Below are 17,924 nucleotides of genomic sequence, written 5' to 3' on the forward strand. Positions count from 1 at the left end.
GCCATTGCCGAACCCCGGCAGGCGGGGCGTCAATCAAAAGCCGGTTTACTTCCAGCCCAGCATCAGCTTGATGCTGTCCCACAGGCGGCTGAAGAAACCACCCTCTTCCACGGCCTGCAAGGCAACGACCGGACGCTCCAGCAGCGGCTTGCCATCCAGGCTCACCACCAGCTTGCCTACAGTCTGACCGGCCTTGATCGGGGCGATCAGCGGCTGCATGGTGGACATGTCCGCCTTCAGCTGGGCCGACTGACCCTTGGCCACCGTGGCAAATACATCCTGGGCAAAGCCAACCGGTACCGACTTGGCTGCGCCCTTGTAGACCGGCACTTCGGAAACAGGCTTGGATGCGCTGTAAAGTTTGGGCGTTTCGAAAAACTGCAAGCCGTAATTCAGCAGTTTGGCACTTTCGTTGGCGCGCGCCTCCGGGCTGGCCGTACCCACCACCACCGAAATCACCCGACGGCCATCACGATGGCTGGAGGTAATCATATTGTAGCCGGCGGTGTCGGTATAACCGGTTTTCATGCCGTCGACGTTGGGGTCACGGTACAGCAACAGGTTGCGGTTGGGCTGGGTAATCTTGTTATAGGTGAAGGACTTGATGGAGTACGTGGGGTAGAACTCCGGGAAGTCCCGGATCAGTGCGGCGGACAGGATGGCCAGATCATGCACGGTGGTGTAGTGATCGGCATGCGGCAGGCCGGTGGCATTGCGGAACTGGGTATTCTTCATGCCCAGTTTCTGCGCCTGCTGGGTCATCAGCTGGGCGAACACGTCTTCGCTGCCGGCAATGGCTTCGGCCAGGGTGACGCAGGCGTCGTTACCGGACTGCACGATCATGCCCTTGATCAGGTCATCCACCTTCACCGGCACTTTCGGGTCGAGGAACATGCGCGAGCCGTCAGTTTTCCAGCCACGGTTGGACACAGTCAGCATCTGGTCCAGCGACAGGCGCTTTTCCTTCACCGCCTTGAAGGTGAGGTAGGCGGTCATCAGCTTGGTCAGCGAGGCCGGTTCCACGCGGGCATCCGGGTCCTGTGCGGCCAGCACCTGGCCGCTATTGAAATCGACAAGATAAAACGCCTTGCCGGCAATCTCGGGCACGGGCGGTACAAAGGCAGCGGTCGCGGAGGCAGCAACAGGCATGGCCAGGCTGGCGGCCAGCAAAATTCGGGTGATGGTGGTTTTCATTGAGATCGACAACGGGTGAGGGGTACAAACAATAGCCGGTGATTATACACGTCCAGACTGCAACGTTGACCGTAAATGCCCGGTTTTGGCGCAATTGGCCGTCAATAACGGCTCGCTTGCGGCAATGCAGCATGAAAATGGCGACACGGCTTCCCGGCGGCTTGGAGTTCCTGCTACTCTGACAGTTCAATAAAAAAGCACGACAAGGACATCGGCATCACCATGCAAGACAAGCAAGACTACCTGGAGCGCATCCTCACCTCCCGCGTCTATGACGTCGCAGTGGAAACCCCGCTGGAAACCGCCAACAACCTGAGCCGCCGTACTGGCAACACCATTTTGCTGAAACGCGAAGACCTGCAACCGGTGTTCTCGTTCAAGCTGCGTGGCGCCTACAACAAGATGGCCAAGCTGACGCAGGATCAGCTGGCCAACGGTGTGATTACCGCCAGTGCCGGCAACCACGCGCAGGGCGTGGCACTGTCGGCCAGGAAGATTGGCTGTGAAGCCATCATCGTGATGCCGGTAACCACTCCACAGGTGAAGATTGACGGCGTTACCAGCCGTGGCGGCAAGGTGGTCTTGCATGGCGAATCGTTCAGTGACGCCTATCAGCACGCCATGAAACTGGTGGCCGAAACCGGCAAAACCTATATCCCGCCGTTTGACGACCCGGACGTGATTGCCGGCCAGGGTACCATCGGCATGGAAATCCTGCGTCAGCACCCCGGCCATATCGATGCCGTGTTCGTCGCCATTGGCGGCGGCGGCCTGGCTGCCGGCGTGGCCAGCTTCATCAAGCGCCTGAAACCGGAAATCAAGATCATCGGCGTACAACCGGTGGATTCAGACGCCATGAAGCAGTCCATCGAAAAAGGCGAGCGCGTAGAACTGAAAGACGTGGGCCTGTTTGCCGATGGCGTGGCAGTGAAGCTGGTGGGCGAGGAAACCTTCCGCATCTGCCGCGAGCTGCTGGACGAAATCATGCTGGTGGATTCGGACGCCATGTGTGCCGCCATCAAGGACATCTTCGAAGACACCCGTTCCATCGTGGAGCCGGCCGGTGCGCTGGCCGTGGCCGCCGCCAAGGCCTATATCGAGCGCGAAGGCTGTACCGGCCAGACGCTGGTGGCTATCAATTGCGGCGCCAACATGAACTTCGACCGCCTGCGTCACGTGTCGGAACGTTCCGAACTGGGCGAGCGCCGCGAAGCCATCATCGCCGTCACCATTCCGGAAAAACCCGGCAGCTTCAAGCAGTTCTGTTCGGTGATCGGCAACCGTAACATCACCGAATTCAACTACCGCTTTGCCGACCCTGGCACCGCCCATGTGTTTGTCGGGGTGCAGATCAGCGGCAAGCAGGATTCGGAACGCATCATTGCCGAACTGAAAGCCAATGGCCTGGAAGGGCTGGACCTGACCGACAACGAGCTGGCCAAGCTGCACATCCGCCATCTGGTGGGCGGCCATGCCCCGCAGCTGAAGGACGAGCGCGTGCTGCGCTTTGAATTCCCGGAACGTCCGGGCGCGCTGATGCGTTTCCTGGAAGGCATGCAGACCAACTGGAACATCAGCCTGTTCCACTACCGCAACCACGGTGCCGATTATGGCCGCGTACTGGTAGGCATTCAGGTGCCATCCAGCGATAATGCCGAGTTCCAGCGCTTCCTGGATGGTCTGGCCTACCCCTATGTGGAAGAAACCGACAACCCGGCCTACAAGCTGTTCCTGGGCAAGACCATCCGCTAACCCTGCCTGCCGGCGCACAATGCCGGCAGCAGACTCTTGCTACAGGCATTGCACATGATTCAAGCCGTATTGTTCGATCTGGACGGCACCCTGGCCGACACCGCACGCGACCTGGGCGCCGCCCTCAACCGTCTGCTGGCCGAGGAAGGCCTGCCGCCGCAGCCCTACTCCGCCATCCGCCCGATTGCCAGCCATGGCGCACGTGGACTGGTGAGCCTGGGCTTTGGCATTGATCGCGAACATCCGCGTTTCGAAGAATACCGCCTGCGTTTTCTCGACCACTACGAGCACAGCTTTGCCGACGAGACCGTATTGTTCGACGGCATCAACAGCATGCTGGACGGCATTACGGCCAAGGGGCTGACCTGGGGCATCATCACCAACAAGCCGATGCGCTTTACCGACCGGCTGGTGCCTGCCCTGCCCTTTGCCAGCCGCCCGGCCGTCACCGTCAGCGGCGATACCGTAGGCGTGCCCAAGCCGGACCCGGCACCCATGCTGCATGCGGCCAGCCAGATCGGCATTGCCCCGGAGCACTGCCTGTATGTGGGCGATGCCGAGCGCGACATCCAGGCCGGCCGCGTGGTGGGCATGAAAACCGTACTGGCCAGCTGGGGCTATATCTCGGCGCAGGACAAGCCGGAGCAATGGGGTGCCGACATCAGCATCAACCATCCGCTGGAATTGCTGCAGCACCTGTAAGCCAGAAGCAAGCACCACAACCCGCATGTCGCCACCGGCCAATGCGGGTTTTCTTTTGCATGATTAAACACCAATAAGAAATAATATCTTGAACATACTGATATTTATCACACAATGGGTAATCAATACACTGCATCCATCCGCTGACTGACAGCGCAAACCCGACAAGGATGCAAACCATGAAACACTTCGCCCTCGCCCTGCTGACCCTGAGCTTCAGCACCGCCGCCCTGGCCGCCCACCACAGCAGCTACCCCAGCAGCGCCGATGTCAGCGCCTGGCAAGCCGAACAAGCCGCCATCCGCGCCGCCGACGCACAATTATCGGCAGCGCGCCAGGCCGAAATCGCCCGTGACAATGCCGCCTGGCAAGCCGCGCTGCTGCAGAAAAACCAGCACAACGCCGGAATCAATCACTAAACGACAAGTACTGACAGACAAGGCAGCCCATCATGACCCGCTACCAACTGCATATCGCCGCACAGCACACCAGCCTGACTCAGGCGGCACAGCCGGCCCGCAGCATGCCGACAGGCTGGCAGTCAGCACTGCCCGTTGACAGTCACACCCTGCTGCCCACGGCTGCCGGGCTGGAGATGGCCATCATGCAGGTGGAAGACGCCATCAGTGCCAGCTGGCCCCAACGCCTGGCACTGGACACGGTGTACAGCAGCGATGCGGAACTGCGGCAACTGGCCACCCTGTGCGGCTTGTCAGACACGGCGGGCAGCCGGCTTGAACGCCAGATGGTGGAAAGCCTGTTCTCGCGTCTGGCCAATGCGGTGGAGGGCGGCCTGGCCAGCGGGTTGCCAAGCACACAGGCAGCCATGGGCAGCTTGCTGATCCTGCGCGAGCTGCTGCACCATCTGGACATTGCCAGCATCACCCTGCTGGAGCCCGATGCCTGACAAGGGCTGCAGGCAAAGAAAAACCGCCGTCAGATCACTCTGGCGGCGGCTTCTTGTCCATCCGGCTGCATCAGCAGCGTGATGGCCGGATCAGAAAGGGTAAACCACTTCTGCCGGCTTGAATTCGCAAGGCTTGTCGGACGGAGCAGCGTCGTGCATCTCGGCCTTGCTGTCGGAAATCTTCTTCCAGGAACCACCCAGGCTGCAGGCAAAATCCTGGCCCAGTTCCAGTTCACCAAACGTCGATGGCAGTACCGGCTCTTCACAGTGCGGGCACAGATTACCGGCCGGCCCGGTCAGTTGGGCCCGGCTGGATACCTCGTCACACCAGCAACATTTGATTTGATCTTCAGTCATCTTTACTTCCCGTTACCTTGGCTTGTCATGTCGGAATGACGCGAATGGAGCGGGATTATACCCCTCTTGAGGCAAACCGACGAATGCCATGTACGGCATCAGGTGCCTGACTCTTTGACAGGGATACCAGCAAAAGCCTCCGCAAGCACCCTAATTCTTCGTGACCATCCCATCGTCCAGCCCATCTACCGTTGACCGATGGCTATCAAGCGTGGCGGTGCTCACCATGAGTGACAAGGCATTGGCCACATAAGTGGCAAAACCATGGCGCGCATAACTTTGCTGCAGGGCCTGCAAACGGTCGGGCTGCTGAGCATAGTCAGCAGGCAGGACAAAGCCGATTTGCAGCTGCGGCATGGCCAGCTGATCGACAATCTGGCGAAACACCCGTCCGTGGTCCTGACTCACTCGTTCCAGCAAGGCCACGGAAACGGGCAATAACAGGATTTTGTCCTGATGCTGGCCGTGCAGGTAATTGAGCAGATGCAGGCAACGGATGAAGCGGTCCAGCACGACCGGCGTTTCGCTCACCCCGGTCAGGCGCGACAGCACCTCACCGCCAATCGGCTCGCCACCGGGGGCCACGGCATGCAGGCTGGCCAGCACACCAAGCGGCTCACCGGCAGCATCACTGACCGGTGCAAAGCGGCTGGCGAGCCTTACCTTGAGGAACTCCCCCACCACTTCTCCATCGGCGGTATTCCATAACGGAAATTCCATGAAGTAAGCGGGATGGATGGTGTGCAAAAAACGTGTGAGCAATGGATTCATGAGCGGCCTGACCGGCGGCAGGCATTAATGCGTATTGGTGTATGACCGCATCTGGCGCAGACACGGCCTCCCTGCACTCTAGCCGCTACCGCCGCAGAAGAAAAATCATCAATCTTCAATTCGACATGCATTTATCTGCTATCGACTGCACAAATCCGTCGCAAGCGCGTTCCAGAACACAAATCGACATGCCGGTATTGATATGACGCAAACTCTGCAAAAGTCATGCTGGACGCAATTTCCCATGGCCGGGATACTGCCTGCGTTAATCCTCCTCCATCCTATGGAACTTGTGCCCACCCCTTGCCGGGTGGGCAATTTTTATTCCACGGATGCTTTTGCCTTCCTCCCCGGTTGCACAGGCTGTAAGGCTCCGGTACAAATCGGTCAGATTTGCTGCTGCATCTGGCAGGGCTGGCTTATTCAGGCCGCCGGCAGAATACCGCCGCTTGCCATGCTCACTCTTTTTTCTGCTTCCGCTGCGACGGGCCATTACCGCCATTTCATCCAGACAAAACATGTGCAGCCTGCCCGGCCCTCTTGTTTCCGGGCATGGACAGCCACCACCGGCAAGGCAACACGATGATCAGTGAAGAAATCACCCTGCGCAAACTGCAGACCCTGGCCGCCTTTGTCGCCACCGGCAGTCTGCCGCGCACCGCCGAACGCATGCAGATGAGTACGGTGAGCGTGCACCGTGCCCTGCATTCGCTGGAAGACGCCATGCGCTGTGCGCTGTTCCGCCACGAGGGTCGCAGGCTGATTGCGCTGCCTGCCGCGCTGGCACTGGCCGAAGCAGCCGAGGACGCCGAGCGGACACTGGAAAACGGCATCCGCAAGGCGCGGGAAAAAGCCGGTTTTGGCGCGGCACAGCTGAAAATCGGCGCCATGTATTCGCTGACGGTGGAGCTGATTCCTCGGCTGGTGATGGGGGTGAAGCTGCGCCGCCCGGAACTGGCCATCGAATTGCAACTGGGTTCCAACGCCCAGCTGCTGGACAAGCTGCATACCCAGACCGTGGACGCCCTGCTGATGTCGCTGCCGGACGAGGGCAGCCTGCCGGGCCTGCTGGCCGTACCGTTGTTTGAAGATCAGCTGTATCTGGCCTCCTCGCTGACCAGCCCTGCACCGGCCAGCCCCACAGCCGACCTGGCAGATTACCGTCATGAAAAATTCGTCGCCCTCAGCGACGGCTTTGCCACCAGCCGCGACTTCCAGCGCCTGTTCAGCAGCGCCGGTTATCAGCCGGATGTGGTGATGCGGGTGGATGACATTTTCTCGTTGATGAACCTGGTGGCGGCCGGGGTGGGCCTCAGCCTGTTGCCCGGCCGGGTCAGCTCGCTATTTGCCGGACGCATCCGCTTTACCCCGCTGGCCCAGGAGTGGCGCAGCACGCAGCGTATCGGCCTGCTGCTGCAGGAATGTCGCGAGCGCGACCCCAATCTGCTGGCCTTGCTGGCCGAGGCCCGCATGCTGGGCCAGCAGATGTCTGCGCATGGTCTTGCCAGTCAACCATTAGCTTCAGGCTAATAATCACGCAGTCAGCTTGATTGATGGCCAGCGTGCCAGCGCCTACCTTGCAGACATTCTCATCTGCGATATGGAGCAAGCATGCTGGCAGACTCAACTCCCTCCCCGGTCTGGCATCGCCGCCGTGATGAAAAGCGCCGTCGTATTGAGCTGGCCACCCATCTGGCTGATGGCCGCATCCTGCCCACCAGTCAGCTGACCGCCGCGCTGGAAATCCTGATCGCCCCCGGCGACCGGGTGGTACTGGAAGGCAATAACCAGAAACAGGCCGACTTCCTGTCACGCAGCCTGGCCCGTGCCAATCCGGCCCGCCTGCATGATCTGCACATGATCATCCCCAGCGTGGGCCGGCCCGAGCATCTGGACATTTTCGAAAGCGGCATTGCCCGCAAACTGGATTTCTCCTTCTCCGGACCGCAAAGCCTGCGCATCGGCCAGCTATTGCAGGATGGCTGTCTGGAGATCGGTGCCATCCACACCTATGTCGAGCTGTATGCCCGGCTGTTTGTCGACCTCACCCCCAATGTCGCGCTGGTGGCCGCCTACCAGGCCGACCGCCACGGCAATTTGTACACCGGCCCCAGTACCGAGGACACCCCGGCGCTGGTGGAGGCTACCGCTTTTCGTGACGGTATTGTCATCGCCCAGGTGAATGAGATTGTCGACGACCCGTCCGGACTCACCCGCGTGGACATACCGGCCGACTGGGTGGATTTCGTGGTGCTGGCTGACCGCCCCTTCTTTATCGAACCGCTGTTCACCCGCGACCCACGCCTGATCAAGCCAGTACATGTGCTGATGGCGATGATGGCGATTCGCGGCATTTATGAGCGGCATCAGGTGCAATCGCTCAACCACGGCCTGGGCTTCAATACCGCCGCCATCGAATTGCTGCTGCCCACCTATGGCGAACAACTGGGGCTGAAAGGCAAAATCTGCCGCCACTGGACGCTGAACCCGCACCCGACGCTGATTCCGGCCATTGAAAGCGGCTGGGTGGAAAGCGTGCACTGCTTTGGCGGCGAACTGGGCATGGAAGCCTATGTGGCGGCCCGCCCAGACGTCTTCTTCACCGGGCAGGACGGTTCGCTGCGCTCCAACCGCGCCTTCTGCCAGATGGCAGGGCAATACGCGGTGGACATGTTTATCGGCTCCACCCTGCAAATGGATGGCGACGGCCATTCTTCCACCGTTACCCATGGCCGGCTGTCCGGCTTTGGCGGTGCCCCCAATATGGGGCACGACCCGCATGGCCGGCGGCATGCCAGCCCGGCCTGGCTGGACCTGATCCAGACCGACAGCCTGCTGGCACGTGGCCGCAAGCTGGTAGTGCAGATGGTGGAAACCTTCCAGGGCAATGGCCAGCCCACCATCGTGGAAAGCCTGGACGCGGTGGACGTGGCACGCAGCAGCGGCATGCCGCTGGCTCCGGTGATGATTTACGGTGACGACGTCAGCCACGTGCTGACCGAAGAAGGCATTGCCTACCTGTACAAGGCCGAGTCACTGGAACAGCGCCGGCAGATGATTGCCGCCGTGGCCGGCATCACCCCCATCGGCCTGCGCCACGACCCGGCCATCACCGCCAGCCTGCGCAAGGCCGGGCTGGTGGCCCTGCCGGAAGACCTGGGCATACGGCGCAGCGATGCCAGCCGCTCGCTGCTGGCAGCCAAGAGCATGGCCGAACTGGTGAGCTGGTCGGACGGGCTGTACCAGCCGCCGGCCCGCTTCAGGAGCTGGTAATGCTGCCCGCTCTCGCTCCCGACCAGGCCGGACAACTGGCCAGCCAGCTGGCGCTACTCGCCTGCCAGTGCCTGCTGGACGAAGCCCGGCTGGCGCCCAAACCCGGACTGGTGGATAGCCGTGGCAGCGGCGCACACCAGGACCTGACACTGGAACTGATGTGCCGCTCGGCCCGCGCCTTGCAACCGGCCTTCTTTGCCATGGCCCGCACCGCCTGGCAGCAGCAGCCATCGGCAACCCTGCGCGAACAGCTGGGCAGCCTGGGCCGGGGCGGAGAACACGCCATGCTGCAGGCCAGTGGCGGCGTCAACACCCATCGCGGTGCCATCTGGGCCATCGGCCTGCTGGTGGCCGCCGCCGCCATGGACATCAGCCAGCCACAAGCCGCTGCTGTCTGCCAGCGTGCCGCCGCACTGGCAAAACTGCCCGACCGCCTGCTACCGGCACAGCCACGCAAGGGGGAACTGGCCTGCCGCCGCTATGGCGTGGGTGGTGCCCGCGGTGAAGCCCAGCAGGGCTTTCCGCATATCACCCGGCTGGCGCTGCCCACCCTGCAAGCCAGCCGTGCACGCGGTGATGGCGAGAACCATGCCCGGCTCAATGCCTTGCTGGCCATCATGAGCCGGCTGGACGACACCTGCCTGCTGTCACGCGGCGGCATGCCGGGCTTGGCCCTGGTGCAAAGCGGCGCACAGGCGGTGCTGGATGCAGGCGGGGTAGCCACGCTGCCGGGCCGCCGCCATTTCAATCAACTGGAAAAGGACATGCTGGCGCAGCGCCTGTCACCGGGCGGTGCCGCCGACCTGCTGGCCGCCACCCTGCTGCTGGACCGGCTGCCACAGATCGCAGCTGACTGACGCAGGCAACAGACAAGGAGGAATCATGGAAAAACTGCATCTGGAATACCCGGCTGGGGCCCCGGCCACACAGCGCGTGCTGGTGGGCGTGGTGGCATCGGGCGATCTGGAAGTGCTGATCACGCCGGCTGCCGCAGGACGCTGCCACATCGTGATACACAGCTCTGCCGACGGCAGCGCCACCCGCTGGCGTGCCCAGCTCGACCGCCTGTTTGCCGACGGCAAGGCGGCCGCCATGCAGATGGAAATCAACGATTTTGCGGCCACGCCGGGCGTGATCAGCCTGCGTCTGGCCCAGGCACTGGAGGAACTGTCCGCATGAGCCATCAACAAGATATCGCCCGTCTGCTGCAAGGCCACAGCTTTATCGAGCTGAGCGCCCGCGAACGCGCCCACAGCCTGCTGGACCCAGGCAGCAGCCGCGAGCTGGCCGGCCCCTTCGACCGGCAGTACTCACCCTGGCTCGCTGCCCAGGGCATCGTGGCGCAGGCCGATGACGGCGTGGTCATCTGCAAGGGACTGCTGGATGGCCAGCCCGCAGTGATTGCCGCCATCGAAGGCGGTTTTCAGGGCGGCAGCCTGGGCGAAGTGGGCGGCGCCAAGCTGGCCTGCGCGCTGGAACTGGCGGCAGCCGATAACCGCCAGGGCATCCCCACCCGTGCCGTGATTCTGTTTGAAACCGGCGGCGTGCGTCTGCAGGAAGCCAACCTGGGCCTGGCCGCCATTGCCGAAATCCATGCCGCCATTGCCGACCTCAGCCGCTATCAACCGGTGGTTGGCATCATTGCAGGCACCGTGGGCTGCTTTGGCGGCATGTCGATTGCCGCCGGCATGTGCAGTTACCTGATTGTCACCCGCGAAGCCAGGCTGGGGCTGAACGGCCCGCAGGTGATCGAGCAGGAAGCCGGTGTTGCGGAATACGACTCGCGCAACCGGCCCTTCATCTGGAGCCTGACCGGCGGCGAACAACGCCATGCCTGCGGACTGGCCGACGCCCTGCTGGAAGACGACAGCACGCTGATCCGCCAGCAACTGTTGCACTTTCTTGCCAGCGGCCTGCCCGCCACGCCGCGCCCGCGGCGCAGCCAGCATTACCTGCAGCGGCTGCTGGCCATGGACAGCAGCGTCCAGGCCGATGCCGCCTCGGCCCGTCAACTTTTCCAGTCAGGAGCAAAACCATGAGCCAGTCCACCCTCAGCCAGCGCGGCCGCGACTGGTTCCATGCCCTGTGCGGGCAGATCCCCCTGCTACAGGGCTTGCCGCCATCCCTGCTGGTGGCGGATGGCGAACTTGCCGGGCAGCCCGCACGCTATGTGGCCGTGGTGGCCGACCCGCACAACCCGTTTGAACGCGCCCGCCACGGCGAGGTAGGCCTGCTGGAAGGCTGGGCGCTGGCGGCCACCATCGACGCTGTGGTGGATGCCGACCAGCAGCAAGAGCACAAGCGCGCCATCATCGCCATTATCGATGTTCCCAGCCAGGCTTATGGCCGACGCGAGGAAGCCTACGGCATCCATCAGGCGCTGGCCGCTGCCGCCGCTGCCTATGCCCGCGCCCGGCTGGCCGGTCATCCGGCGATCGGGCTGATCGTCGGCAAGGCCATGTCCGGGGCGTTTCTGGCGCATGGCTATCAGGCCAACCGCCTGCTGGCACTGGACGATGCCGGCGTGATGGTGCACGCCATGGGCAAGCAGGCCGCCGCCCGCATCACCCTGCGCACGGTGGAAGAACTGGAAAAGCTGGCCGCCAGTATCGCTCCCATGGCCTATGACATCGCCAGCTACGCCAGCCTGGGCCTGTTGTGGCGCTTGCTGAAAGCCGGGCAGCCAGACCAGCCCACCCCGGCCGATGTGCAGCTGGTGCGTACCGCGCTGACCGAGGCCTTGCACGACATCCAGGCCGACCCGCAACGCGACCTGCGTCAGCGCCTGCACGGCGAACACCGCCAGGCCACACGGCAGGTACGCGCGCTATTACAACAACAATGGACAGGCAACAGCGGAGAAAAATAGTAACAATTCGCTCTGCCCAAACTGTTTGGCGGCCTGACACGGCTGCCTGATAGCGTGCGAGTCGCCCCCGTGTCTTGATCTTGCTGCTTGAAACTGGCCCAAGCAGAGCTAGTTGCAGTCGATTCTTCAGGAAGCGCTGATGATCCGTTCTTATTTGCCACACGATTTGCTGTGGCTGGACAGTGCTGCGGCGCTGGTGGCAGAGAGCGAGCTGCCGGACTGGTTGCTACAGCACTGGCACCCCGGCCTGCCGGTGGTGGTGCGCCGCGCCAGTGCCAGGCCAGGCCTGATTGCAATTGGTATACGCGGCCCGTTGCGCGCCCAGCGTTGCGCACTGTGGGCCGACAGCCAGCATGTTTGCCGTCGGCTAAGCCCGGAGCAGCTGGCGGCACAGCAATATTGGCGGCAACATCCGCGCCTGGCTGTCCTGCCCGCCCTGCAGGCCCTGCAGCAGTCACACGCTGCCCTGCAAGCCAGCGGCCTTGCCTGGGGCATTACCGGCAGTGCCGGTTTCGAACTGGCCACTGGCCAACCCGTCCTCAGTAACAGCAGCGATCTGGACCTGCTGCTGCGCTGCCCGCAGCCACCGGCTGACTCTCAATTGCAAACCCTGGCTGCTGCGCTGGCTGACTTGCCTTGTCGGGTGGATATCCAGCTGCAAACCCCGGCGGGAGGGATGGCGCTGGATGAATACCTGCGTAGTGGCCGGGTATTGCTCAAAACCGGTAGCGGGCCACTGCTGCTGGATCAGCCACAAACAGCATGGACTGCCAGCAGGCAAAGTCAGGTGGAGCAATACACATGAGCGTGTTATTCGTGTTTCCCGGCCAGGGCAGCCAAAGCCCCGGCATGCTGCACCAGCTACCGCAACATGCCGCTTGCCAGGCGGTTATGGCCGAGGCTGAAGCCGTACTGGGCCGCTCGCCACTACTGCTGGATTCCGCCACAGCACTGCAATCCACCGTGGCGGTGCAGCTATGCCTGCTGATTGCCGGGGTGGCGTCCGCCCGCCTGCTGCAAGCGGAAGGCATCCAGCCACACATGGTGGCTGGCTTGTCCATTGGTGCCTTTCCGGCTGCCGTCATCGCCGGGGTGCTAGATTTCCACCACGCGGTGCAACTGGTTCAATTGCGTGGCCAGCTGATGGAGCAGGCCTATCCGCACGGCTATGGCATGTGCGCGATTACCGGGCTGGCGCTGCCGCAGCTGCAAACGCTGCTGAACCAAGCACAGGCTGAGGGAAAACAGGTGTATCTGGCCAATATCAATGCCGAGCAGCAACTGGTGGTGGCGGGCACAGATGCCACGCTGCAAGCCATTGCGCAGGCCGCCTTGCAGGCGGGTGCCGCCCGTTGCCGGCGACTGGCCATCAGCGTGCCCTCGCACTGCCGCCTACTGGAGCAAGCCGCGCAAACCCTTGCGCAGGCAATGCGTGACACGCCGCTACACGCCCCGGCTTGCCAATACCTGAGCGCCAATGCCGCACGGGTATTGCGCCAGCCGGAGCAGATCCGCGACGACCTGGCCAATAATATGGCCCGCCTGGTGCATTGGCATGACAGCGCCAGGCTGGCCTGGGAGCGCGGCGCACGGCTGGCGGTGGAAATGCTGCCCGGCACCACACTCAGCCGCCTGCTCAAACCGGTGTTCGCCCAAGGCGTGGTGATGACCGTGGCACAGGACAGGCTGGACAGCCTGCAATACACCGCCCGGCGCATGCAACAGGACAATCAGTACTGATTTGTGTAGTTACAGCCCGGCCAGCACCTCATCCAGCGCGCCCAACAGCATGTCGGCATGGTTGCGGCCAAACGGCAGCTGCGGCCGCACTTTCAGGATATTGCCAGCCGGGCCGGTGGCGCTGATCAGGATGCGCCGCTCACGCAGCGCATTGACGATGCGCGTGGTCTGCGCACTTGCCGGGGTCTTGCTGTCCCGGTCGCTCACCATTTCCACGCCGATAAAGAAGCCGGTGCCGCGCACATCACCAATCAGCGCATGCGTGCCTGCCAGTGCCTCGAAACCGGCCTTGAGGTAGGCACCGGTGTCGCGGGCATTCTGTTGCAAGCCTTCGCGCTCAATCACATCCAGCACTGCCATGCCGGCAGCCACCGATACCGGATTGCCGCCAAAGGTGTTGAAGTAACGTACCTGAGCGCCAAAGCAGTCGATGATGTCGGCGCGCGCCATCAGCCCGGCCAGCGGGTGGCCATTACCCATCGGCTTGCCCATGGTGATGATGTCCGGCACCACGCCATGGCGCTGAAAACCCCAGAAATGGCTGCCACTGCGTGCAAAACCCGCCTGCACCTCGTCGGCGATGAACAGCCCGCCTGCAGCGTGGATGGCATCCACCGCGCCTTGCAAAAATCCGGCTGGCTCGGCAAACACGCCATCACTGGTAAACAGCGTGTCCACCAGCAGTGCCGCCGGGCGGATGCCGTGGCGTTGCAGGTCGGCAATGGCGGCCTGCACATCACGGGTAAAGCGTGCGGCCACATCCTGCGCATTGCCGCGATAGGCATCCGGCGGCGGCACGGTACGTACATTCGGTCCCAGCGGCACGCCATCGCCAAAGGCTGGCGAACAGGCGGCAATACTGCTGGTGACGCCGTGATAGGCATGCGCGGTGACAATCACCCCCCGCCCGCCGGTGAAGCTGCCCGCCAGCCGCAGGGCCAAATCGTTGGCCTCGCTGCCGGTGCAGGTAAACATGGCCTGATAGCCGGGCATGGCCAGTGTGGAGAGCAGGCGCTCGGCGTAATCGACAATGCCGTCGTTCAGGTAGCGGGTATGGGTATTGAGTACGGCGGCCTGGCAGGCGATGGCGTCCACCACATGCGGGTGGCAATGGCCCACCGAGACCACATTGTTATACACGTCCAGATAGGGCTGGCCGTCAGGGTCGTACAACCACACGCCTTCGGCGCGCACCACATGCAGCGGTTGCTGGTAGAACAGGCGGTAAGCCTGGCCCAGCGCCTGCTGGCGACGACGGATCAGCGCCTGCTCGCGCGCTGGCAGCCCGCCTGCCGTGGCCGGGTCGAAGGCGTTTACCATGCGTTGATCGGGCGGGTTCATGCTTGTCCTTTCGTGCGGCACAGCCGGTAGAGGTAATCGCTGGCAAAGTCGCGTCCCAGCAGCCACAGCCTTTGCATGCCGTCCCAGCTGAGCGCGTGGTTGCGCAGGATGTAAGTGCGGTTTTCCGGATAGCGGGCTGCACGCCAGCCGGTAATGGTGACGGTCATGCACAGTCGGGTGAGGATGAGTTCGTACAGCAGGTCGATTTCCGCATCCAGCAGGGGGCAGACGGCGTGGTAGCCCGCCACCAGCTCGCCCGCGCTATCCAGCGGGTTGTCATGCTCCGATAGCTGGTAGGAACAGGCGACCGCCAGTTCGTTGATCAGCGGTGCTTGCACCATGTCGCCAAAATCGATCAACCCGACTGTGGTGATGTGATCCTGCGGGTCCACCAGCACATTGTAGGGGTTCAGGTCGTTATGAATCACCTGATGGCGCAAGCCGTCCAGCCGTGGCTGCACCTGCTGCATGAAGTGGGCCAGCCAGTCGCTCAGCACTGCCTTTTGCGGGCTGTCCGGGGTTTCGGCCAGCAGCGCTTGCAGCCGCTCGGCATGCTGGATGTCCCACAGCAGCGGATGGTGCGCCGCCGGATGCACATAGTCGCGCAAGGCATTATCCAGCCGCCCCAGCGTCTGCCCCAGGTGGGTACGCTGGGCGGGCGAACGGCTGACCTGATGCAAAGGCTGGCCGGACAGATAGCTCAGCAGGCGCAACACGCGCTGGCTGCCATCGGCCATGCTCACCGGCGCATAAGGCTGGCCATCCAGCCTGGGCATCAGCTGCGGAATGGGCAGGCCTGGGTCCGCTGCCCGCGCATGCAGCAGCGCCCGGCTTTGAAAGTCGGTGACAGCACGGTTTTCCGCCGGATGAGTGAGCTTGAGGACAAACTCGCGGCCATCCTCCGCCCGGATATGGAAATTGGCATCGCGCTCGCTATTGAGCGGGCTGGCAACCCCGCGCAAGCCATAGTGCTGCCACAGCAGTGCGACAGCTTCCTTGCAGTCAACCGGCGCGGCGGCAGTGGAAAACAGCTGGTCGATCACGCCCTCGGATACGGCTTCAGACATGCTGCCCCCCGTTGATGTGGATTTCCGAACCATTGATGTAGGAAGAGTGGCCGGAGCAGAGAAAGTAAATGGCTTCGGCCACTTCATGCGGCGTACCCAGACGGTGCATCGGCACATCGCGCTCCACAATGCGGGCGGTGTCCGGCGACAGGATAGCCGTGTCGATTTCACCCGGCGCAATGGCATTGGCGCGGATGCCGTGCGGACCGAACTCGTGCGCCAGCTCGCGCGTCAGCGCCGCCAGCCCGGCCTTGGAAGCGGCATAAGCCACCCCGGCGAACGGGTGCACGCGCGACCCGGCAATGGAAGTGACATTGACGATGGAGCCCTGCCCCTTTTTCAGTTCGTCAAACAACCCGCGTGCCAGCAAGGCAGTGGACACCAGATTGACATTCAGCACCCGGCTCCAGACGTCGATATCGCTGGCCAGAATTCCCAGCCGCTCACCTTGCGGCCCTTTGGGCGAGATGCCGGCATTGTTTACCAGTGCGTGCAGCTCGCCATTTGGCAGCCGGCTTTTCACCTCGGCAATCAAGTCATCCAGGCATGAGAGGTCGGACAAGTCGGCCTGTACATGGCTCTGCCGGGCGGACGGCCACAGGCAGGCTTCGGAAAAGGGCTGGCGCGACACGGTGAAAATCTGCCAGTCATGCTCCTGGAACAGCTTGACCGTGGCATGGCCAATGCCACGACTGGCACCGGTCAACAGCATGTAACGGGTGGAACCGGACATGGAATCTCCTGCTGGTAAGGGCTGATGCACAGCCAGACTGCGCACGAAAGGGATAGCGTGTCGGCACCCGAGAGCGGCGACAAGTCCGACATCACGCTCACAAATTATGATGCATCATATTTGCTGCATTTCATTCTGACAAGCAGCAGTGGTAACATGACGCACCCGTCACCACCACTCACCGGCCCGCAACGCATGGACTATCAACTGGACACACTGGAACACGACAATCTGGGCAGCACGGTCTACCAGCTGCTGTGCAAGGCGCTGATCCAGGGCCGGCTGCAACCCGGTGCCCGACTGAAAATACGTGAGCTGGCCGAGCAACTGGGCACCAGCGTCACCCCGGTGCGCGATGCCATCCTGCGTCTGGTGCAGGAGCAGGCGCTCACCATGCAGTCCCCACGTGACATCCGCGTGCCCTACATGACGGTGGAGCGCTATCTGGAAATCCGCGTCATCCGTATCCGGCTGGAGGGGCTGGCAGCGGAAACCGCTGCGCAGAAGGCAGACGCCAGTGCCATTGCCCGGCTGGAAGACATTGTCAGCCGCAACGCACTGGCCATGACGGCAGAGGACACGATGCTGGGCTGCGAGCTGAACCAGCAGTTTCACTTTGCCCTGGTGGACATCGCCGGGCTGCCCTTCCTGCAAGGCATCCTGTACCGCATCTGGTTGCAGATGGGGCCGCTGATTGCCGCCGTGTACCAGCAAGGCGGCAGCGACATGATTGACTACCACTACCCGGTACTGGCGGCCATCCGCACTGGCGATGGCCCTGCCGCCGCCGCTGCCATAGGTGATGACATCCTGCATGGCGGGCACAGCATCCTGCTGCATTTGCAGGCCCGCGCGCAGCAATGAGCGCGGTTTTCCGAACGCGCTTGCTCGGAAAACCGTCCGCCCCCAACGATGGCTGTTGAATTTTCCTTTATTATCAATATCTTGATATTGCGCACAGCAGGCACGGCTTTTGCAAGCAGCAGCCCTATCTGAATGCCGGAAAGCCGCTGCCATGCCTGTCAAACTCTTGCTTACCCTGAGCTTTTCTTCCCTGCTGGCCCGCCATCTGGGCAGCACCCCGTTGCCGGACCTCACCAACGCACTACCCCTGCCCGGCGTGCTGCTGCTGATGACGCTGGGCAATGCCCTTGCCTACCTGCTGGTGCGGCTGTTGTTCATCAAGCTGTCCGCGCAACACTGAGTCTTGCCATCCCG

General features: G+C 62.6%; 20 protein-coding genes. 14 read left to right on the top strand and 6 right to left on the bottom strand.

Annotated elements, in window-relative coordinates; genetic code table 11:
* Positions 1-45 precede the first annotated feature (45 nt).
* Entirely contained in the window at positions 46-1,194 is a 1,149-nt protein-coding gene (locus tag DKK66_RS17650; RefSeq protein ID WP_045844837.1) for a D-alanyl-D-alanine carboxypeptidase family protein, read from the bottom strand.
* A gap of 222 nt (positions 1,195-1,416) precedes the next feature.
* Between DKK66_RS17650 and ilvA the strand changes: the two genes are divergently transcribed.
* The 4 genes from ilvA to DKK66_RS17670 all read left to right on the top strand — a co-directional run bounded on the left by ilvA (position 1,417) and on the right by DKK66_RS17670 (position 4,555).
* Positions 1,417-2,946, top strand: a complete 1,530-nt coding sequence (gene ilvA, locus DKK66_RS17655) for a threonine ammonia-lyase, biosynthetic (protein ID WP_131360165.1) — start codon at positions 1,417-1,419, stop codon at positions 2,944-2,946.
* Between the two features lie 54 nt (positions 2,947-3,000).
* Positions 3,001-3,648, top strand: coding sequence for an HAD family hydrolase (locus DKK66_RS17660; RefSeq protein WP_131360167.1), 648 nt, complete (start codon positions 3,001-3,003; stop codon positions 3,646-3,648).
* Between the two features lie 179 nt (positions 3,649-3,827).
* Positions 3,828-4,067, top strand: a complete 240-nt coding sequence (locus DKK66_RS17665; protein ID WP_131360169.1) for a hypothetical protein — start codon at positions 3,828-3,830, stop codon at positions 4,065-4,067.
* Between the two features lie 32 nt (positions 4,068-4,099).
* Complete coding sequence (locus tag DKK66_RS17670; RefSeq protein WP_131360171.1) at positions 4,100-4,555, top strand: hypothetical protein; 456 nt, start codon at positions 4,100-4,102, stop codon at positions 4,553-4,555.
* Positions 4,556-4,645: 90 nt separating this feature from the next.
* Here the strand turns inward: DKK66_RS17670 and DKK66_RS17675 are convergent, their stop codons facing one another.
* Both DKK66_RS17675 and DKK66_RS17680 read right to left on the bottom strand, forming a co-directional pair.
* Positions 4,646-4,912, bottom strand: coding sequence for a hypothetical protein (locus tag DKK66_RS17675; RefSeq protein WP_045844841.1), 267 nt, complete (start codon positions 4,910-4,912; stop codon positions 4,646-4,648).
* Positions 4,913-5,062: 150 nt separating this feature from the next.
* Positions 5,063-5,683 (bottom strand): hypothetical protein, encoded by a 621-nt coding sequence (locus DKK66_RS17680; RefSeq protein WP_131360173.1) that lies wholly within the window; start codon positions 5,681-5,683, stop codon positions 5,063-5,065.
* A 582-nt stretch (positions 5,684-6,265) separates the two neighbouring features.
* Here DKK66_RS17680 and DKK66_RS17685 point away from each other — a divergent pair.
* From DKK66_RS17685 to mdcH, 8 genes are all read left to right on the top strand, one after another.
* Positions 6,266-7,213: a LysR family transcriptional regulator gene (locus tag DKK66_RS17685; RefSeq protein WP_131360175.1), complete on the top strand. Its 948-nt coding sequence runs from the start codon at positions 6,266-6,268 to the stop codon at positions 7,211-7,213.
* Positions 7,214-7,294: 81 nt separating this feature from the next.
* A complete protein-coding gene (gene mdcA, locus DKK66_RS17690; protein WP_131360177.1) occupies positions 7,295-8,956 on the top strand; it encodes a malonate decarboxylase subunit alpha in 1,662 nt (553 codons plus the stop codon).
* On the top strand, positions 8,956-9,813 hold the full coding sequence (locus DKK66_RS17695; RefSeq protein WP_131360179.1) for a triphosphoribosyl-dephospho-CoA synthase: 858 nt from the start codon (positions 8,956-8,958) through the stop codon (positions 9,811-9,813). Before mdcA ends, DKK66_RS17695 begins: the two co-directional genes overlap by 1 nt.
* A gap of 25 nt (positions 9,814-9,838) precedes the next feature.
* The gene (locus DKK66_RS17700) at positions 9,839-10,135 is read left to right on the top strand and encodes a malonate decarboxylase subunit delta (protein ID WP_131360181.1); all 297 of its coding nucleotides are present in this window, start codon (positions 9,839-9,841) and stop codon (positions 10,133-10,135) included.
* Positions 10,132-10,995 (top strand): biotin-independent malonate decarboxylase subunit beta, encoded by an 864-nt coding sequence (locus DKK66_RS17705; RefSeq protein ID WP_131360183.1) that lies wholly within the window; start codon positions 10,132-10,134, stop codon positions 10,993-10,995. The genes DKK66_RS17700 and DKK66_RS17705 overlap by 4 nt, the downstream gene beginning before the upstream one ends.
* On the top strand, positions 10,992-11,825 hold the full coding sequence (gene mdcE, locus DKK66_RS17710) for a biotin-independent malonate decarboxylase subunit gamma (protein ID WP_131360185.1): 834 nt from the start codon (positions 10,992-10,994) through the stop codon (positions 11,823-11,825). The genes DKK66_RS17705 and mdcE overlap by 4 nt, the downstream gene beginning before the upstream one ends.
* Positions 11,826-11,964: 139 nt before the next feature.
* Positions 11,965-12,630 (top strand): malonate decarboxylase holo-ACP synthase, encoded by a 666-nt coding sequence (locus DKK66_RS17715; RefSeq protein ID WP_131360187.1) that lies wholly within the window; start codon positions 11,965-11,967, stop codon positions 12,628-12,630.
* Positions 12,627-13,565: a malonate decarboxylase subunit epsilon gene (mdcH, locus tag DKK66_RS17720; RefSeq protein ID WP_131360189.1), complete on the top strand. Its 939-nt coding sequence runs from the start codon at positions 12,627-12,629 to the stop codon at positions 13,563-13,565. The genes DKK66_RS17715 and mdcH overlap by 4 nt, the downstream gene beginning before the upstream one ends.
* A 9-nt stretch (positions 13,566-13,574) precedes the next feature.
* On the opposite strand, the gene DKK66_RS17725 is transcribed toward mdcH, so the two are convergent.
* The 3 genes from DKK66_RS17725 to DKK66_RS17735 are packed head-to-tail and all read right to left on the bottom strand — an operon-like array spanning position 13,575 to position 16,706.
* Positions 13,575-14,906 carry an aspartate aminotransferase family protein gene (locus DKK66_RS17725; RefSeq protein WP_207389808.1) on the bottom strand — a complete coding sequence of 444 codons (1,332 nt, stop codon included), beginning with the start codon at positions 14,904-14,906 and terminating at the stop codon, positions 13,575-13,577.
* Entirely contained in the window at positions 14,903-15,973 is a 1,071-nt protein-coding gene (locus DKK66_RS17730) for a phosphotransferase (RefSeq protein ID WP_165494219.1), read from the bottom strand. The genes DKK66_RS17725 and DKK66_RS17730 overlap by 4 nt, the downstream gene beginning before the upstream one ends.
* On the bottom strand, positions 15,966-16,706 hold the full coding sequence (locus DKK66_RS17735) for an SDR family NAD(P)-dependent oxidoreductase (protein WP_207389809.1): 741 nt from the start codon (positions 16,704-16,706) through the stop codon (positions 15,966-15,968). The genes DKK66_RS17730 and DKK66_RS17735 overlap by 8 nt, the downstream gene beginning before the upstream one ends.
* 156 nt (positions 16,707-16,862) lie before the next feature.
* On the opposite strand from DKK66_RS17735, the gene DKK66_RS17740 reads away from it, so the two are divergent.
* Positions 16,863-17,570, top strand: a complete 708-nt coding sequence (locus DKK66_RS17740; protein WP_242673515.1) for a GntR family transcriptional regulator — start codon at positions 16,863-16,865, stop codon at positions 17,568-17,570.
* Between the two features lie 151 nt (positions 17,571-17,721).
* Positions 17,722-17,910 (top strand): hypothetical protein, encoded by a 189-nt coding sequence (locus DKK66_RS17745; protein ID WP_045844855.1) that lies wholly within the window; start codon positions 17,722-17,724, stop codon positions 17,908-17,910.
* The last annotated feature ends 14 nt before the right edge of the window (positions 17,911-17,924 follow it).

Origin of the sequence: Aquitalea sp. USM4 (genome assembly GCF_004328945.1) — a bacterium.
In the GTDB taxonomy this organism is placed as follows: Bacteria; Pseudomonadota; Gammaproteobacteria; order Burkholderiales; family Chromobacteriaceae; genus Aquitalea; species Aquitalea pelogenes.

Bases quoted from the DNA above. Each gene is read 5' to 3' on its own strand.
- DKK66_RS17735 (WP_207389809.1), bottom strand. From the start codon at position 16,706: ATGTCCGGTTCCACCCGTTACATGCTGTTGACCGGTGCCAGTCGTGGC.
- DKK66_RS17650 (WP_045844837.1), bottom strand. From the start codon at position 1,194: ATGAAAACCACCATCACCCGAATTTTGCTGGCCGCCAGCCTGGCCATG.
- ilvA (WP_131360165.1), top strand. From the start codon at position 1,417: ATGCAAGACAAGCAAGACTACCTGGAGCGCATCCTCACCTCCCGCGTC.
- DKK66_RS17680 (WP_131360173.1), bottom strand. From the start codon at position 5,683: ATGAATCCATTGCTCACACGTTTTTTGCACACCATCCATCCCGCTTAC.
- DKK66_RS17700 (WP_131360181.1), top strand. From the start codon at position 9,839: ATGGAAAAACTGCATCTGGAATACCCGGCTGGGGCCCCGGCCACACAG.
- DKK66_RS17715 (WP_131360187.1), top strand. From the start codon at position 11,965: ATGATCCGTTCTTATTTGCCACACGATTTGCTGTGGCTGGACAGTGCT.
- mdcE (WP_131360185.1), top strand. From the start codon at position 10,992: ATGAGCCAGTCCACCCTCAGCCAGCGCGGCCGCGACTGGTTCCATGCC.
- mdcH (WP_131360189.1), top strand. From the start codon at position 12,627: ATGAGCGTGTTATTCGTGTTTCCCGGCCAGGGCAGCCAAAGCCCCGGC.
- DKK66_RS17660 (WP_131360167.1), top strand. From the start codon at position 3,001: ATGATTCAAGCCGTATTGTTCGATCTGGACGGCACCCTGGCCGACACC.
- DKK66_RS17685 (WP_131360175.1), top strand. From the start codon at position 6,266: ATGATCAGTGAAGAAATCACCCTGCGCAAACTGCAGACCCTGGCCGCC.
- DKK66_RS17705 (WP_131360183.1), top strand. From the start codon at position 10,132: ATGAGCCATCAACAAGATATCGCCCGTCTGCTGCAAGGCCACAGCTTT.
- DKK66_RS17730 (WP_165494219.1), bottom strand. From the start codon at position 15,973: ATGTCTGAAGCCGTATCCGAGGGCGTGATCGACCAGCTGTTTTCCACT.
- DKK66_RS17725 (WP_207389808.1), bottom strand. From the start codon at position 14,906: ATGAACCCGCCCGATCAACGCATGGTAAACGCCTTCGACCCGGCCACG.
- mdcA (WP_131360177.1), top strand. From the start codon at position 7,295: ATGCTGGCAGACTCAACTCCCTCCCCGGTCTGGCATCGCCGCCGTGAT.
- DKK66_RS17665 (WP_131360169.1), top strand. From the start codon at position 3,828: ATGAAACACTTCGCCCTCGCCCTGCTGACCCTGAGCTTCAGCACCGCC.
- DKK66_RS17740 (WP_242673515.1), top strand. From the start codon at position 16,863: ATGACGCACCCGTCACCACCACTCACCGGCCCGCAACGCATGGACTAT.
- DKK66_RS17670 (WP_131360171.1), top strand. From the start codon at position 4,100: ATGACCCGCTACCAACTGCATATCGCCGCACAGCACACCAGCCTGACT.
- DKK66_RS17745 (WP_045844855.1), top strand. From the start codon at position 17,722: ATGCCTGTCAAACTCTTGCTTACCCTGAGCTTTTCTTCCCTGCTGGCC.
- DKK66_RS17675 (WP_045844841.1), bottom strand. From the start codon at position 4,912: ATGACTGAAGATCAAATCAAATGTTGCTGGTGTGACGAGGTATCCAGC.
- DKK66_RS17695 (WP_131360179.1), top strand. From the start codon at position 8,956: ATGCTGCCCGCTCTCGCTCCCGACCAGGCCGGACAACTGGCCAGCCAG.